The 13,702-nt window shown below is 73.2% G+C and carries 8 protein-coding genes; 4 read left to right on the forward strand and 4 right to left on the reverse strand.

The window, feature by feature from the left end; genetic code table 11:
• Positions 1 to 3: 3 nt before the first annotated feature.
• Entirely contained in the window at positions 4 to 1,386 is a 1,383-nt protein-coding gene (locus tag BJY16_RS21680) for a cytochrome ubiquinol oxidase subunit I (protein ID WP_185041414.1), read from the reverse strand.
• Between the two features lie 143 nt (positions 1,387 to 1,529).
• Here BJY16_RS21680 and BJY16_RS21685 point away from each other — a divergent pair, with 143 nt between their 5' ends.
• The 4 genes from BJY16_RS21685 to BJY16_RS21700 all read left to right on the forward strand — a co-directional run bounded on the left by BJY16_RS21685 (position 1,530) and on the right by BJY16_RS21700 (position 8,295).
• On the forward strand, positions 1,530 to 2,330 hold the full coding sequence (locus tag BJY16_RS21685) for an FAD binding domain-containing protein (protein WP_185041415.1): 801 nt from the start codon (positions 1,530 to 1,532) through the stop codon (positions 2,328 to 2,330).
• A complete protein-coding gene (locus tag BJY16_RS21690) occupies positions 2,327 to 4,870 on the forward strand; it encodes a molybdopterin-dependent oxidoreductase (protein ID WP_185041416.1) in 2,544 nt (847 codons plus the stop codon). The genes BJY16_RS21685 and BJY16_RS21690 overlap by 4 nt, the downstream gene beginning before the upstream one ends.
• A gap of 68 nt (positions 4,871 to 4,938) precedes the next feature.
• Positions 4,939 to 6,618, forward strand: coding sequence for an L-lactate permease (locus BJY16_RS21695; protein WP_185041417.1), 1,680 nt, complete (start codon positions 4,939 to 4,941; stop codon positions 6,616 to 6,618).
• Positions 6,619 to 6,711: 93 nt separating this feature from the next.
• Entirely contained in the window at positions 6,712 to 8,295 is a 1,584-nt protein-coding gene (locus BJY16_RS21700) for an amidohydrolase (protein WP_185041418.1), read from the forward strand.
• A 560-nt stretch (positions 8,296 to 8,855) separates the two neighbouring features.
• Here the strand turns inward: BJY16_RS21700 and BJY16_RS21705 are convergent.
• The 3 genes from BJY16_RS21705 to BJY16_RS21715 form a co-directional block, all read right to left on the reverse strand.
• Positions 8,856 to 9,815 (reverse strand): ricin-type beta-trefoil lectin domain protein, encoded by a 960-nt coding sequence (locus tag BJY16_RS21705; protein WP_185041419.1) that lies wholly within the window; start codon positions 9,813 to 9,815, stop codon positions 8,856 to 8,858.
• A gap of 582 nt (positions 9,816 to 10,397) precedes the next feature.
• Complete coding sequence (locus tag BJY16_RS21710) at positions 10,398 to 12,902, reverse strand: VIT domain-containing protein (protein ID WP_185041420.1); 2,505 nt, start codon at positions 12,900 to 12,902, stop codon at positions 10,398 to 10,400.
• Positions 12,899 to 13,612 carry a helix-turn-helix domain-containing protein gene (locus BJY16_RS21715; protein WP_185041421.1) on the reverse strand — a complete coding sequence of 238 codons (714 nt, stop codon included), beginning with the start codon at positions 13,610 to 13,612 and terminating at the stop codon, positions 12,899 to 12,901. Before BJY16_RS21715 ends, BJY16_RS21710 begins: the two co-directional genes overlap by 4 nt.
• Positions 13,613 to 13,702: the final 90 nt, after the last annotated feature.

Below are 13,702 nucleotides of genomic sequence, written 5' to 3' on the forward strand. Positions count from 1 at the left end.
TCCTCAGTAGGCGAAGGCGAGCGGCCGGTCCTCGGCCTCGTCGACGGCGGGGATGTCCGGGGCGCCGGCCCGGGCGTACTTCAGGAACAGCCCGATCTCGATCACCGCGAGGACGCCGTAGAGCAGGGTCAGCACGATCAGGCCGGTGGCCGCCTCGCCGGTGGAGACCGCCGGGCTGCCCGACTCGCCGGTCCTGAACAGTCCGAACACCGTCCACGGCTGGCGGCCCATCTCGGTGAAGATCCAGCCGAACGAGTTGGCCAGCAGCGGCATCGCCACCGTGCTGATCCCGGCGATCCACAGCCAGCGGCCGGTTGCCCGCCGCCCGCCGCGGTTGGCCCAGAGCGCGGCCAGGGCGACCAGCATGGCCAGGCCACCGAAGCCGATCATCAGGCGGAACGACCAGTAGGTGACCGGGACGATCGGGGTGTAGTCGCCCTCGCCGTACTTCTCCTGGTACTCGGCCTGCAGGTCGTTGATGCCCTCGACCTCACCGGACGGGTCGCCGGTGGCCATGAAGGAGAGCAGCGACGGGATCCGGACGCTCCACACCTCCTCCCGGCCGTCCAGCGAGCCGACCGTGAAGACCGAGAACGACGCCGACTCGGTGTTCTCGTAGAGCGCCTCGGCGGCGGCCATCTTCATCGGCTGCTGCTCGGTCATCACCCGGGCCTGCAGGTCGCCGCTGATCAGCACGCCGATCCCGGCGATCAGCACCACCCAGGCGCCGAGCCGCAGCGACGGCCGGAAGACCTCCTCCTGGTTGCGCCGGCGCAGGTGCCAGGCGCTGACCGCGAGGAGCAGCGCGCCGGCGGTGAGGAAGCAGGCGGTCAGCGTGTGCGGGAAGGTGACCAGCGTGGTGCTGTTGGTGAGCACCGCCCCGATGCTGGTCAGTTCGGCCCGGCCGGCGCCCATCCGCCAGCCGACCGGGTGCTGCATCCAGGAGTTGGCGGCCAGGATGAAGTAGGCGGACAGCATGGTGCCGATCGAGGCGGTCCAGATGGTGGCCAGGTGCAGGCGCTTCGGCAGCCGGTCCCAGCCGAAGATCCACAAACCGAGGAACGTCGACTCCAGGAAGAAGGCGAGCAGGCCCTCCATGGCCAGTGGGGCGCCGAAGACGTCGCCGACGAACCGGGAGTAGTTGGACCAGTTCATCCCGAACTGGAACTCCTGCACGATGCCGGTGACCACGCCGATCGCGAAGTTGATCAGAAAGAGCTTGCCCCAGAACTTGGTGGCCCGCAGGTAGTGCTCTTTCCCGGTCCGGACCCAGGCCGTCTGCAGACCGGCTACCAGGGCGGAAAGGCCGATCGTGATCGGAACGAAGATGAAGTGATACACGGTGGTGATTCCGAATTGCCACCGCGACAGGTCGAGCGAATCCACCAGAGATCCTTTCCGCAATGTCGTTCCGAGCCTTGACCAGCGGACATCAACACCTCAGGGCCGAAAGACCCGGTTTCGGTACGCGGAAGGTCCCGCGTCCCGGAGTGCCATGATCGGAAACACGCGGCGCGTAGCGTGCGGACGTGGACCTGCACACCGTGACCGAAGTGATCAGCCCGGCCGCGCCCGGGATGTGGCGGCCCGGCGACGCCTGGCTGGGCGGCGGGACAGCGCTCTTCGGTGAGCCACGCCCGCGGATCACCCGGCTGCTCGACCTGCCGTCGGCCGGCTGGCCGGCGATCACCGAGCGGGCCGGCGGCGTGGAGATCGCGGCCACCTGCACGATCGCCGAGCTGTCCGGGCACTTCGCCGGGCATCTCGCCGGAAGTGAGCTGGTCCAGCGGTGCTGCCACTCGTTCCTGGCCTCATTCAAGATCTGGAACGTCGCCACCGTCGGCGGGAACCTGTGCGCGGCGCTGCCGGCCGGGCCGATGATCTCGCTGGGCGCGGCGCTGGACGCGGTGTGCACGCTGCTCGGCGCGGACGGCGGGGAGCGCCGGGTGCCGGTGGCGGAGTTCGTCACCGGGGAGGGGGCGACCGTGCTGCGAGAGGGCGAGCTGCTGCGGTCGATCTTCCTGCCCGGGCCCGCGCTGGCGGGACGGACGGCGTACCGGAAAGGGTCTTTGCATGTGCATGGCCGATCCGCGGCGCTGGTGATCGGCCGGGTGGAGCCGGCCGGAGGACTGACACTCACGGTGACCGCGGCGACCCGGCGGCCCTGGGTCTTCCGCTTCCCGCCCGGGCCGGCGGCGGCCGACGTCGAGGCGGCCCTGGCGACCATCCCGTTCGACGCCTACACCGATGACGTGCACGGCCGGCCGGTCTGGCGCAAGCATCTGACCAGGCACTACGCGGAGCAGATCAGGACGGAGCTGAGCGGATGAGCGTGCAGATCAACGGAACGCCGCACGAGCGCGCGCCCCGCCCCGGTCAGTGCCTGCGCACCTACCTGCGCGAGGAGGGCTGCTTCGGGGTCAAGAAGGGGTGCGACGCCGGCGACTGCGGAGCGTGCACGGTGCACGTCGACGGGCAGCCGGTGCACTCCTGCGTCTACCCGGCCTTCCGCGCGCAGGGGCGGTCGGTGACCACGATCGAGGGCCTCGGCACGGCCGACGACCCGCACCCCGTGCAGCAGGCGTTCCTGGACGCGCAAGGATTCCAATGCGGCTTCTGTACGGCCGGCCTGATCATGACGACCGCGTCGCTCACCGCCGAGCAGCGTGCCGACCTGCCCCGGGCGCTGAAGGGCAACCTGTGCCGCTGCACCGGTTACCGCGCGATCGCGGACGCCGTCGCCGGGCGCTGTCACGTGTGGACCTCCGGCCCGGCGGTCGGCTCGCCGCTCGGCGCCCCGGCCGGGCCACAGGTCGTCACCGGGACCGCGCGGTACACCTTCGACCTGGACGTGCCCGGCCTGCTGCACCTCAAGGTGCTGCGCTCGCCGCACGCGCACGCCCGGATCGTGGCGGTGGACACCGCGGCGGCCGCGCTCGTGCCCGGGGTCGAGCTGATCCTCACCCACAAGGACGCGCCGGACCGGCTCTTCTCCACCGCGCAGCACGAGAACGCGGCCGAGGACCCGGCGGACACCCGGGTGCTGGACGAGGTGGTGCGGTTCGCCGGGCAGCGGGTCGCGGCGGTGGTGGCGACCAGCGAGGCGGCGGCCGAGGAGGCGTGCCGGCGGCTGCGGGTGGAATACGAGGTGCTCCCGGCGGTGCTCGACCCGGTCGCCGCGCTCGCCCCGGACGCGCCGCTGGTGCACGGCGACAAGCTGGACCGGAACGTGGTCGCCGAGCTGCACGCGACGTTGGGCGACGTGGCGGCCGGGTTCGCCGCGGCGGACGAGGTGTACGAGGCGACCTTCACCACGGCCCGGGTGCAGCACGCCGCGCTGGAGACGCACGGGGCGGTGGGCTGGCTCGACGACGACGGGCGGCTGGTGATCCGGTCCAGCACGCAGACGCCGTTCCTGACCCGGCGGGCCGTGGCGCGGCTCTACGACCTGCCGCTGGACCGGGTGCGGGTGCTGACCGGGCGGGTCGGAGGCGGGTTCGGCGGCAAGCAGGAGATGCTGGTCGAGGACCTCGTGGCGCTGGCCGTGCTGCGGACCGGGCAGCCGGTGAAGTGGGAGTACACACGGTCGGAGCAGTTCGCCGGGGCGACCACCCGGCATCCGTTCGTGGTGACCGTCAAGGCGGGGGCGCGGCGGGACGGGACGATCACGGCACTCGGGCTCGAGGTGCTGGTGGACACCGGGGCGTACGGAAATCATGGTCCTTCGGTGATGTTCCACGGGTGTCATGAGTCGGTCGCGGTCTACAAATGCGCCAACATGCGGACGGACGCCCGGACGGTGTACACCAACACCGTGCCGGCGGGGGCGTTCCGTGGCTACGGGCTCGGGCAGGTCACCTTCGCCGTCGAGTCGGTGTTGGACGAGTTGTCACGAAAAATCGGCATGGACCCGGTGGACTTCCGCGAGGTGAACGTGGTGCGCTCCGGGGATGATCTGACCGCTCCCGGTGATCACGTCGATGACCTCGGGATCGCTTCCTATGGGCTGGACCAGTGTCTGGACCGGATGCGGGCCTGCTCCGGGACTGCGGAGGAGGCGCCGGACGGCTGGCTGGTCGGCGAGGGGATGGCGATCGCGATGATCGCGGCCGGGCCGCCCGGCGGGCACTACGCGGACGCGACGATCCGGGCGCTGGGGGAGGGGCGGTACGAGCTCGCGGTCGGCACGGCCGAGTTCGGCAACGGGAGCACCACGGTGCACGCGCAGATCGCCGCCGACGAGCTGGGCACCACGCCGGACCGGATCGTGATCCGGCAGTCGGACACCGACCTGGTGCCGCACGACACCGGGGCGTTCGCGTCGACCGGGGTGGTGGTCGCCGGGGAGGCGGTCCTGCGGGCGGCCCGTGAGCTGCGCGGTTCCGGCGGCGAGGTGGGGCACGGGCACTTCGACGGGACGCCGCGGTCGGTGGCGTTCAACGCGCAGTGGTTCCGGGTGGCGGTCGATCCGGACACCGGCGAGCTGCGGATCCTGGCCAGCGTGCACAGCGCGGACGCCGGGACGGTGATGAACCCGCTGCAGTTGCGCGGCCAGATCGAGGGCGGGGTGGCGCAGGCGCTCGGGGCGACCCTCGCCGAGCACGTGGACCTCGACGCGTCGGGTGCGGTCAGCACGACGACGTTCCGGCAGTACCATCTGCCGACCTTCGCGGACACGCCGCTCACCGAGGTGCACTTCGCGCGGACGTCGGACGCGATCGGTCCGCTCGGCGCCAAGTCGATGAGCGAGAGCCCGTTCAACCCGGTCGCGCCGGCCCTGGCCAACGCGCTCCGCGACGCCACCGGCGTCCGGATGACCGACCTGCCGTTCACCGCCGACCGCATCTGGCTGGCCCTGCGCTCCCGCTGACCGGTTTCGCTTCGCCGGGGTTGGGGCTAGATTGCGGGAAAGGTGATCGACGTCCCTGGATGGCTGCCATGGCGGATGTCCTGCTCGCGGAACAGTTCCAGATCGTTACCGATCCCGTCGCGGACTCCGTGGCGCTGTCGGCGATCTTCGCCGTGCTCGCGCTGCTGACACTGTTCCTGCTGCTCGGGGTGTTCCGGGTGCGGGCCTGGCTGGCCGGGCTGATCTCGCTCGGGGTGGCGCTGATCGTGGCGGTCACCGTCTACTCGATGCCGGTCGGGCAGGCGCTGCTGTCCGCTTCGGAGGGTGCGGCGTTCGGCTTCTTCCCGATCCTGTGGATCGTGATCAACGCGATCTGGGTCTACAACCTGACCGTGGTGAGCGGGCACTTCGACGTGCTGCGGCGGTCGATGGAGCGGGTCAGCCCGGACATGCGGATCCAGGCGATCATCGTGGCGTTCTGCTTCGGGGCGCTGCTCGAGGCGCTCGCCGGGTTCGGCACGCCGGTGGCGGTGACCGTGGTGATGCTGATGGCGCTCGGGTTCCCGCCGATCCGGGCGGCCTCGGTGGCGCTGATCGCGAACACCGCGCCGGTCGCCTTCGGGGCCCTGGCCACGCCGATCACCACGCTCGGGACGGTCACCGCCGGGGCGTCCAGCGACCCGCGGCTGACCACGGAGACCCTCGGCGCGATGGTCGGGCGGCAGACGCCGATCCTGGCGGTCGTCGTACCGTTGGTGCTGGTCGCCGTGGTGGACGGGCGCCGCGGCGTCAAGCAGACCTGGCCCGCCGCGATCGTCGCGGGGGTGGTCTTCGCGGCCGGGCAGTTCGTCGCGTCGAACTACATCTCGGTGCCGCTGACCGACATCATCGCGTCGCTGGCGGCGGCGGCCGCGGTGGTCCTGCTGCTGCGCTTCTGGCAGCCGGCCCGCGTCGACCCGGCCGTGGAACCGGAGCCCGCCGGCGGCGGCACCACCCGCACAGTCGTTCAGCGGGACACCAACGTCGAGGTGCTACGCGCCTACGCGCCCTACCTGATCATCATCGTGATCTTCGCGATCGCCAACCTCGGCCCGATCAAGGACGCCCTGGCCCAGGAGCCCTGGACCGTCGTCTTCCACTGGCCCGGCCTCGACGTCCTGGGCGCCAACGGCAAACCCCTGTCCTCCACCAACTTCACCTTCGGCTGGCTGGCCGCGGCCGGCACTCTGATGATCCTCGCGGGCGTGCTGACCGCGATCGTGCTGCGCGTCCGCCCCGGCGCGGCGCTGCGCGCCTACGGCCGCACCTACGTCGAGCTGCGGCACGCGATCGTCACGGTGATGGCCGTGCTGGCCCTCGCCTACGTGCTGAACCAGTCCGGCCAGACGAACACCCTGGGCGCCTTCCTGGCCACCGCCGGCAGCGTCTTCCTCTTCCTCTCCTCCATCCTCGGCTGGATCGGCGTGGCCGTGACCGGCTCGGACACCTCGTCGAACGCGCTCTTCGGCGCGCTGCAGGTGCAGACCGCGGCGAAGGCCGGCCTGGACCCGCTGCTGCTCGCCGCGGCCAACTCGTCCGGCGGCGTGCTCGGCAAGATGGTCAGCCCGCAGAACCTGGCGATCGCCGCGGCCGCGGTCGGCATGGCCGGCAAGGAGGGCGACATCTTCCGCAAGGTCGTGCTGTGGAGCGCGGTCCTGCTGCTCTTCATGTGCGTGCTGGTCACCCTGCAGGGGACACCGGTGCTGGACTGGATGGTCCCGCGGGGATGATTCCGGACGGTCGGTGGATGAACCTCGGGTCCCCGGAACTGGTACGCATGGGTGGAGTGACCGTCTGGACACTGCCCGTGAGGAGCGTTCCGCATGACCGCCGCCGACCTGATCCTGATCGCGGACCGGATCCACACCCTGGTCCCCGGTCCACAACCGACCGCGATCGCCGTCGCCGACGGGCGGATCGCCGCGGTCGGCGAGCGCGCGGACGTCCGTGACTGGCGCGGGCCGGGCACCCAGGTGCTCGACCTGGGCGCGGCCACGATCACGCCCGGCCTGGTCGACGGGCACGCCCACCCGGTGATGGGGCTGAGCATGACCCGCGGCGTCGACCTGTCCGCGGTGCGCACCCGGGACCAGCTCGTCCAGGCGTTGCGCGGGGCGTCGGCGTCGGACGGGTGGATCGAGGGCTTCGGGCTGAACCCGGACGCGTTCGACGGCGCGCCGGTCACCCACGCGCCGCTGGTCGAGGCGCTCGGCCCGGACGTGCCGGTCTTCCTGGTCCTCTTCGACGCGCACTCGGCGCTGGTCAGCCCGAAAGCGCTGGAGATCGCCGGGATCACCGGGCCGCGCGAGTTCGCCTCCGGGGCGAGCGTCGTCTGCGACGCCACCGGGACGCCGACCGGCCACCTGCTCGAACTCGAAGCGGCCATGGTGGTGCACGCGATGCTCCCCGAGGACCCGCCCGCGGACCGGCGTGCCCGGCTGCACGACCTGATGTCCCGGATGGCCGCCAGCGGGCTGACCGCGGCGAACGCGATGGACTTCGGCCTGGACTCGCTGGAGCTGTTCACCGCCCTGGAGGCGGACGGTGAGCTGCCGCTGCGCTGGCGGTGCGCGCCGTTCGTGATGCCCGGCGACGGCCTGGAGACAGTGGTCGAGCAGCAGCGGCTCAGCGGCCGCCGGTGGCGGGTCGAGGGCGCCAAGTTCATGATCGACGGAACCGTGGACGGCGGCACCGCCTGGCTGGAGGAGCCGGACACGCACGGCGAGTCGACCGCGTGCTTCTGGCCCGACCCGTGGGAGTACTCGGCGGCCGTCGAGGTGCTGGCCGGCCGCGGCATCCCGATCGTCACGCACGCCATCGGCGACGCCGGCATCCGCTTCGTCCTGGACACCCTCAGCCGCCTGCCGCACCCGCGCGTCCCGCACCGCATCGAGCATCTGGAGACGCTGCCGGCCGAGCTGCTCGGCCGCTTCGCCGAGCTGGACGTGACGGCGAGCATGCAGCCGACGCACTGCACGCACTACACCCGGGCCGACCACAGCGACAACTGGTCCCAGCGCCTCGGCGACAAGCGGGCCGACCGCGGCTTCCGGGCCCGCGACCTGCGCGATCACGGTGCGCGGCTGGCGCTGGGCTCGGACTGGCCGATCGCCCACTTCGACCCGCGCGGCATCATCGCGGCGGCCCAGCTGCGCCGCCCGGCCGGCGACCCCGACGTCGAGCCGATCCTGCCCGACCAGGCGCTGACCGCCCGGATGGCGCTGGAGGGCTTCACCACCGAGGCCGCGGCGGCCGCGGCCCGCTCCGACACGGGCCGCATCGCTCCCGGCTGCCAGGCCGACCTGTCGGTCTTCACCCTGGACCCGCTGACCGCCCCGCCGGACGAGTTCGCCGAGTCCCCGGTCCCCCTCACCGTCGTAGCCGGCACCATCACCCACCGCGGCTGAGCCCATCCGGCACTCTCTGACGACGGCTTGGCCGGGTGCGCCCGTGTCGCGCGGTCGCTTGTCCAGCTCCGCCGTTTTTGACGACCGCTTCGTCACCAGGTGGCGGTATCGCTTCCGGCTGCCCGCATTCACTTTCCTGTACGGCCTCGGGCTGCCCCAACCGCAACCACACCGCCCCGAGCTACCCCGCGAGGCAGTCCCACCCGAGACCGACCAGCGACGCACGGGTGTGTCCCGGCGCATCGCGAGGTCCGCTCCGCTCCGGACCGCTGCGCGTCTCCCGGTGTCCCGGTCGCCGTTCCGCCCGGCCTCCCGCGTCCCGTGTCCTTTCGGCCGGCCCTGTCGGTGTCCCGGTGTCCCGGTTCCGTCCGGGCTCCCGCGTCCCGATGTCCTTTCGTCCGGGCTCCCGCGTCCCGGTGTCCTTTCGTCCGGCCTCCCGCGTCCCGGTGTCCTGCTTTCGGCCGGCTCCTCGGGTCCCGGTGTCTCGCTTCCGTCCCGCATCCCGCATCCCGCATGGTGTCCGCAGGTTGGTCATCGCGGCGGGGGATCGGTGGCTCCGGTCAGCGCAAGGCCCACTGCTGATTGGCATCGCCGGTGCAGCGGACGACCACGACCCGGGTGCGGGGACGGGCGCCGCCGGACGGGTCGGTGAGGCACTCGTTGCTCGCCAGGTTGACCAGCTCCCGGTTCCCGGTGGTCCGCCACTGCGACGTGGTCCGCCGGTCGCACTCGGTCAGGTGGACGGTGTCGTCGCCGACCAGCAGCGCGCACCGGCCCATCACCCGCAGCGTCCCGTCGTCGGACAGCGTCCACACCTGGGCGATCGAACGGTTGCAGTCGAACACCTGGAGGGCGTTGTCGTCGGCCGGGATCGCGTTCGGCAGGTCCAGGCAGAGGCCGTTGCCACTGACCAGGAGGCCGGTGCCGGTGGCCAGCGGCGACGGGGCGAGGGCGGCCGGTCCGTTCGTCGCCGACGCGGCGGGCGCCGCCGCGCTGGCTGCCGCCGAGCCGGGCGGCGCGGCCGCCGGTGCGGTGGTCGGGGCGGTCGATCCGGTGGAGGCGGTGGGGTCGCCGGTCGGCTCCGGGTCCTGGCCGGAGCCGCTGTCCCCACCGGGCTGGCCGCCACCGGTCGTGCCGTCGCCCGACTCCTCGTCCGGGGACGGCGACGTGGCGGTGGCGGCCGGGCCGGTCACCGCCGGCAGCGAATGCTCGGGCAGGTCGGCCGAGAGTGTCGGTTCGAGATCGGGCCGCAGCGCCGTGTAGCCGGCCACCGCCAGCACCGTGAGCACCCCGGCGCCGACCCCGGCGACCAGCAGCGGTCGCCGTTTCCGGCGCGGCCCGCGCGGCTTCTTCGCCTCGGCGCCGGAGAAGACCGGAAGGATCTGGGTGGGGGAGTCGGAGGCCGTGCCGGCCGGCCAGGTGGCTCCGGACGAGACGTGCTCCGCGGGCTCGCCGTCCTGGACAACGAACGGACGCACCAGCAACGGGTCTCGGTCGGTACCGAAATCCTCGTCGTCCACGGACGCGCCACCCCCTGGTCAACAATCGATGAATCAACTTACCGGCACTGACGGCTCGGCGTGGGGTCCGTTCGGCTGAGCCGCCCCCAGCCGACCCGCCCACCGGGCTCCGCCCGTTGATCCGAGTCCCGCCCCCGGAAGCGCCCGGTTTGGCCCGTGACGTGCGCCCATGGAGCGCGAACACGCCGTCTGCCATACCCCGCTTCCCGGCCGACCGACCCCACTCCAACTGTCGGGAATTCCACACCTCTCGATGGCCGCATCCGGTCGAGCCCACCCGCATCCGTCCGCGATCCCGAGCGAGCCGGGTCCCCGCCGCGATCTGACCGAACCCTGGCCGAGCCGAACCAGAGCCGATCAGATGTCCCGAACCGCTGTGGCGCCCCGGCCAGGAGCGCGTCCTGGCCGGGGTGGGCATCGGTCATCGGCCGGTCGGCCTGGAGAGCGACCGGCCGGGCTCGCGGCTCCCGGACGGCCGAGGTACTCCGGCCGGAGGCGCCTGGCAACGGGCGGGATGGTGGCGTCGGCCACCGAGCGGCCCGACCAGCGCGCCGGCCGGGCCGGGGAGCGGCCTGGATGCGGTCATCGCTTCCAGAAGGGCTTGGTGGCGGGCTTGGGCGGGGCTGACCCGAACTCGGACAGCACCCGCACGGCCGTGGACCACTTCTCGTCCAGCGAAGCGTCCCCGGTCAGCAGCGTGACCAGGTCGTGCAGCGGCGTGAACGCCTTGTCGGTCAGCGGCGTGAGCAGCACCGCCAACCGGCTGGCCAGGTCGTCGAGCAGGTCGCGGCGCTCGTGACCGGGCCGGTCGGCGGCGTCGTGCAAGCGGGCGGCCTCGACGGCGACCAGCTCCCGGACCTCGGCGAGCGAGGTCTCGCCACCGGCGATGCCGGTCGCCCGGCGGGACCGGCCGAAGCCGCGGCCACCACCCGCGACCGGCGGCGGCCCACCCACGACCGGCGGCCGGCCGGCCGGAGCGGAGGATGCCGGGGCGGAGGGCGCCGGAGCCGGGCCGGCGAGGAACTCCGGCGCGGCGGCGTCGGCGGTGCCGGTCGCGTGGACGGACTTGGTGTGCCGGGTGTTCTCGGCGCGGGCCGGGGCGAACCGCGGGGCGCCCGGCGGCGGCGGGGTCGGCGGCATGATCCGCGGCGCGGCACCCACCGGGCCGCCCGGGAACGGCGACTGCGCCGCGGAGAGGATCATCCCGGCCGCCGCGACCGGCACCGGCGGCGGTTCCCACCCGGACGGCATCTCGACCGGCTGGGTGACCTTACGGACCTGACCGCCCTCGTTCACCACCCGCTCGTCGACCGCCACGTAGGCCGTGAAGCGGCAGAGCACGCCGAACCGCAGCGACGTCTGCACGATCCGTGGCTCCAGAGCGCTGTCGCCGGCCGTGTACGCGTCCTCCATGTCCCGCAGCCGGGCCCGCGCCCACTGCTTGGTGACCGCCGGCTCGGCCCGCTCCCGCACCGCCACCGTGATACGGAATTCCTGCTCGTCCCGGGTCCGCCCGGTGACCGTGAGACTGCCGGCGGCGGCGCCCACATAGCGCCCGGAGAGCACCAGCGGCACGCCCGGGTAGAGCCCGGGGATCCGCTGCGGCGTCCGCGTCCCGTTGACCGGGGAGAACCCCTCGGCTCCCAGCGACAGGCCGGTGACCAGCGGGGCGCCGATCCGGCGGTGGATGTGCTCCATCGCCTCGTCCAGCCGGTCCTCGCTCTCCACCAGCTCGGCCCGGCCGGCGCCGAGCGCGGCGAGCCGGCCGAGGAACCCGGCGTTGACCGCCCGGTCGATGCCGATGGTGTGCAGCCGGGTGCCGCCGATCAGCGGGGTGACCTCGTGGACGATCTGGTCCTCGTTGCCCACCTGGCCGTCGGTGACCAGCACCAGCACCCGGTCCCGCCCGGTGCTGTCGCTGAGCAGCCCGAGCCCGGCGGTGAGCGGGCTGAGCAACTCGGTGCCGCCCCGGGCGTCGGCCCGGGCCAGGTGCTCGACGGCCCGGTAGCGGTTGCGGTCGGTGGCCTCGCTCAGCCCGGCCTCCAGCCCCGGGGGCCGCTCCACCTGGTGGTCGAAGGTCAGCACGGCGAACCGGTCGGCGGTGGTCAGCGTGTCGATCACCCGGGCCGCGGCGCGCCGGGCGGCCACCATCTTCCAGCCGCCCATGCTGCCCGAGCGGTCGAGCAGCAGCACCACGTCCTTGGGGCGGGGCGGCGCGGCCTCGGCCGGCGGGAGCACCACCAGCTGCCAGGTGCCCTCGTCGCCCTCGTCGTCGGGCACCGCCACCGCGGTCTGGCCGCCGGGCGCGTAAGCCAGCCGCAGCACGAAGTCACGGTCGGCGCGCTCGCCGGGAGCGATCCGCAGGGTGCCGTCCTGGTCGGTGACGGCGTGCAGGCTGGACCGCACCTCGCCGAGCTCCAGCCCGGCCGGGTCGACGGTCACGCCGAGGGAGAGCCGCAACGGGTTGGGGAAGCCGGGCAGCAGCACCGGCGGGGAGATCCGGGAGGCGTCCGGCACCGCGTCGGTGTCCGGCGCCTGGCCGTCGCCGGCGTAGGGGCCGGGCAGGGCCGCGCCCGGGAGGTAGCGCGGCGCCACCACCAGCGGGAACCGGAAGGTGGCCGCGCCGTCCTCGAACGGCAGCGGGCCGACCAGCCGCAGCCGCACCACGATCCGCTCGCCGGGCAGGATGTTGCCGGCCCGCATGGTGAACACGTCGGGGCGCTCCTCCTCGGCGATCGAGGCGCGCCGGCCGGCGGCGATGGCGGTGTCGTACTGCTCGCGGGCGGCGGCTCGCTCCTGCAGCTCGGCGGTGACCGTGCGGCCGTCGGCGGTCATCGTCATGCCGGTCACCGCGGCGCGGTCGGGCAGCGGGAAGACGTAGGTCGCCTCCAGCGCGGTGTCGTGCGTGTTGACGAACTCGGCGGTGACCTCGGTGCGGGCCACCAGGCCGCTGATCGCGGCGGACACGTCGAGCCGGTCCAGCGGGAGGTTGCCCCGCTCGGTGCGCATCGAGCCGAGGCCGGACTCCGGCACCTGCCGGACGCGCTCCAGCTCGCCCGGACCCATCGGATTGACGTAGATGATCACTGATCTCTCCTATCGGTGAGCCCACGGGATGCGAGCAGGTCGAGCAGGGGGCGGGCGGCGGTGGCCAGCTCGGCGCGATCGAGGTGGCCGGCGTGCAGGGCGCCCGGCACCAGCAGGATCACGCCCAGGCCGAGCGGCACGCCGGTGAGCACGGCGTCCGTGCCGAGCGGCGTCAGGCCGGGGTCGGTGGGTGGCGGCGGGACGTCAGGCGTGCCGGAAGGCGCGGCCGCGGGCATGCCCGAAGGCGCGGCCGGGGGCGTGTGCGGAAGGGTGCCCGGCGGCGCACTGAAAGAGATGTCGTCGCCTTGCGGGAAGGCCCAATCCGCAACCGGCGGGGTCTTCCAGAACGGCGGCCGGGCCGCCTCCGGCGCCGGTGCCGGCGCGGGATCGTCGGTGAGCAGGTCGGCCGGGACCCGGGCGACCTCGGTGAGCGTCTCCTCCGGCGCGCCGGCCAGCTCGGCCTGGATCTCGGCGAGGGTCCGCCCGGCCGCCTGCAGCCGCTTGATCGCCACCAGCTGGAGCAGGTGCCGGGGACCGTAGAGCGCGGCGCGCCCGCGGGTGCCGAGCGGGCGGTCGACCAGGCCGATCGTCGAATACCACCGGATCGATCGGCGGTCCGGCAGATCCCGGACACGGCCGTTGGGCGCCCCGGAATACTCCGCGGCGAGCGCGACCCGCACCCGGTCGACCAGCTCCTCCATCGTCCACATGCCGCAAGCTTGACACTGTCATCGTGACAGTGTCAATGTCGGAGAGCAGAACCGCCCGCCACCGGACGAGCCGGTGACGGGCAGCCGAGA

The organism is Actinoplanes octamycinicus, from assembly GCF_014205225.1.
Taxonomy (GTDB): Bacteria; Actinomycetota; Actinomycetes; order Mycobacteriales; family Micromonosporaceae; genus Actinoplanes; species Actinoplanes octamycinicus.

Excerpts from the sequence above, each read along its gene's own strand:
- BJY16_RS21690 (WP_185041416.1), top strand. The coding sequence starts at position 2,327 with ATGAGCGTGCAGATCAACGGAACGCCGCACGAGCGCGCGCCCCGCCCC.
- BJY16_RS21695 (WP_185041417.1), top strand. The coding sequence starts at position 4,939 with ATGGCGGATGTCCTGCTCGCGGAACAGTTCCAGATCGTTACCGATCCC.
- BJY16_RS21700 (WP_185041418.1), top strand. The coding sequence starts at position 6,712 with ATGACCGCCGCCGACCTGATCCTGATCGCGGACCGGATCCACACCCTG.
- BJY16_RS21715 (WP_185041421.1), bottom strand. The coding sequence starts at position 13,612 with ATGTGGACGATGGAGGAGCTGGTCGACCGGGTGCGGGTCGCGCTCGCC.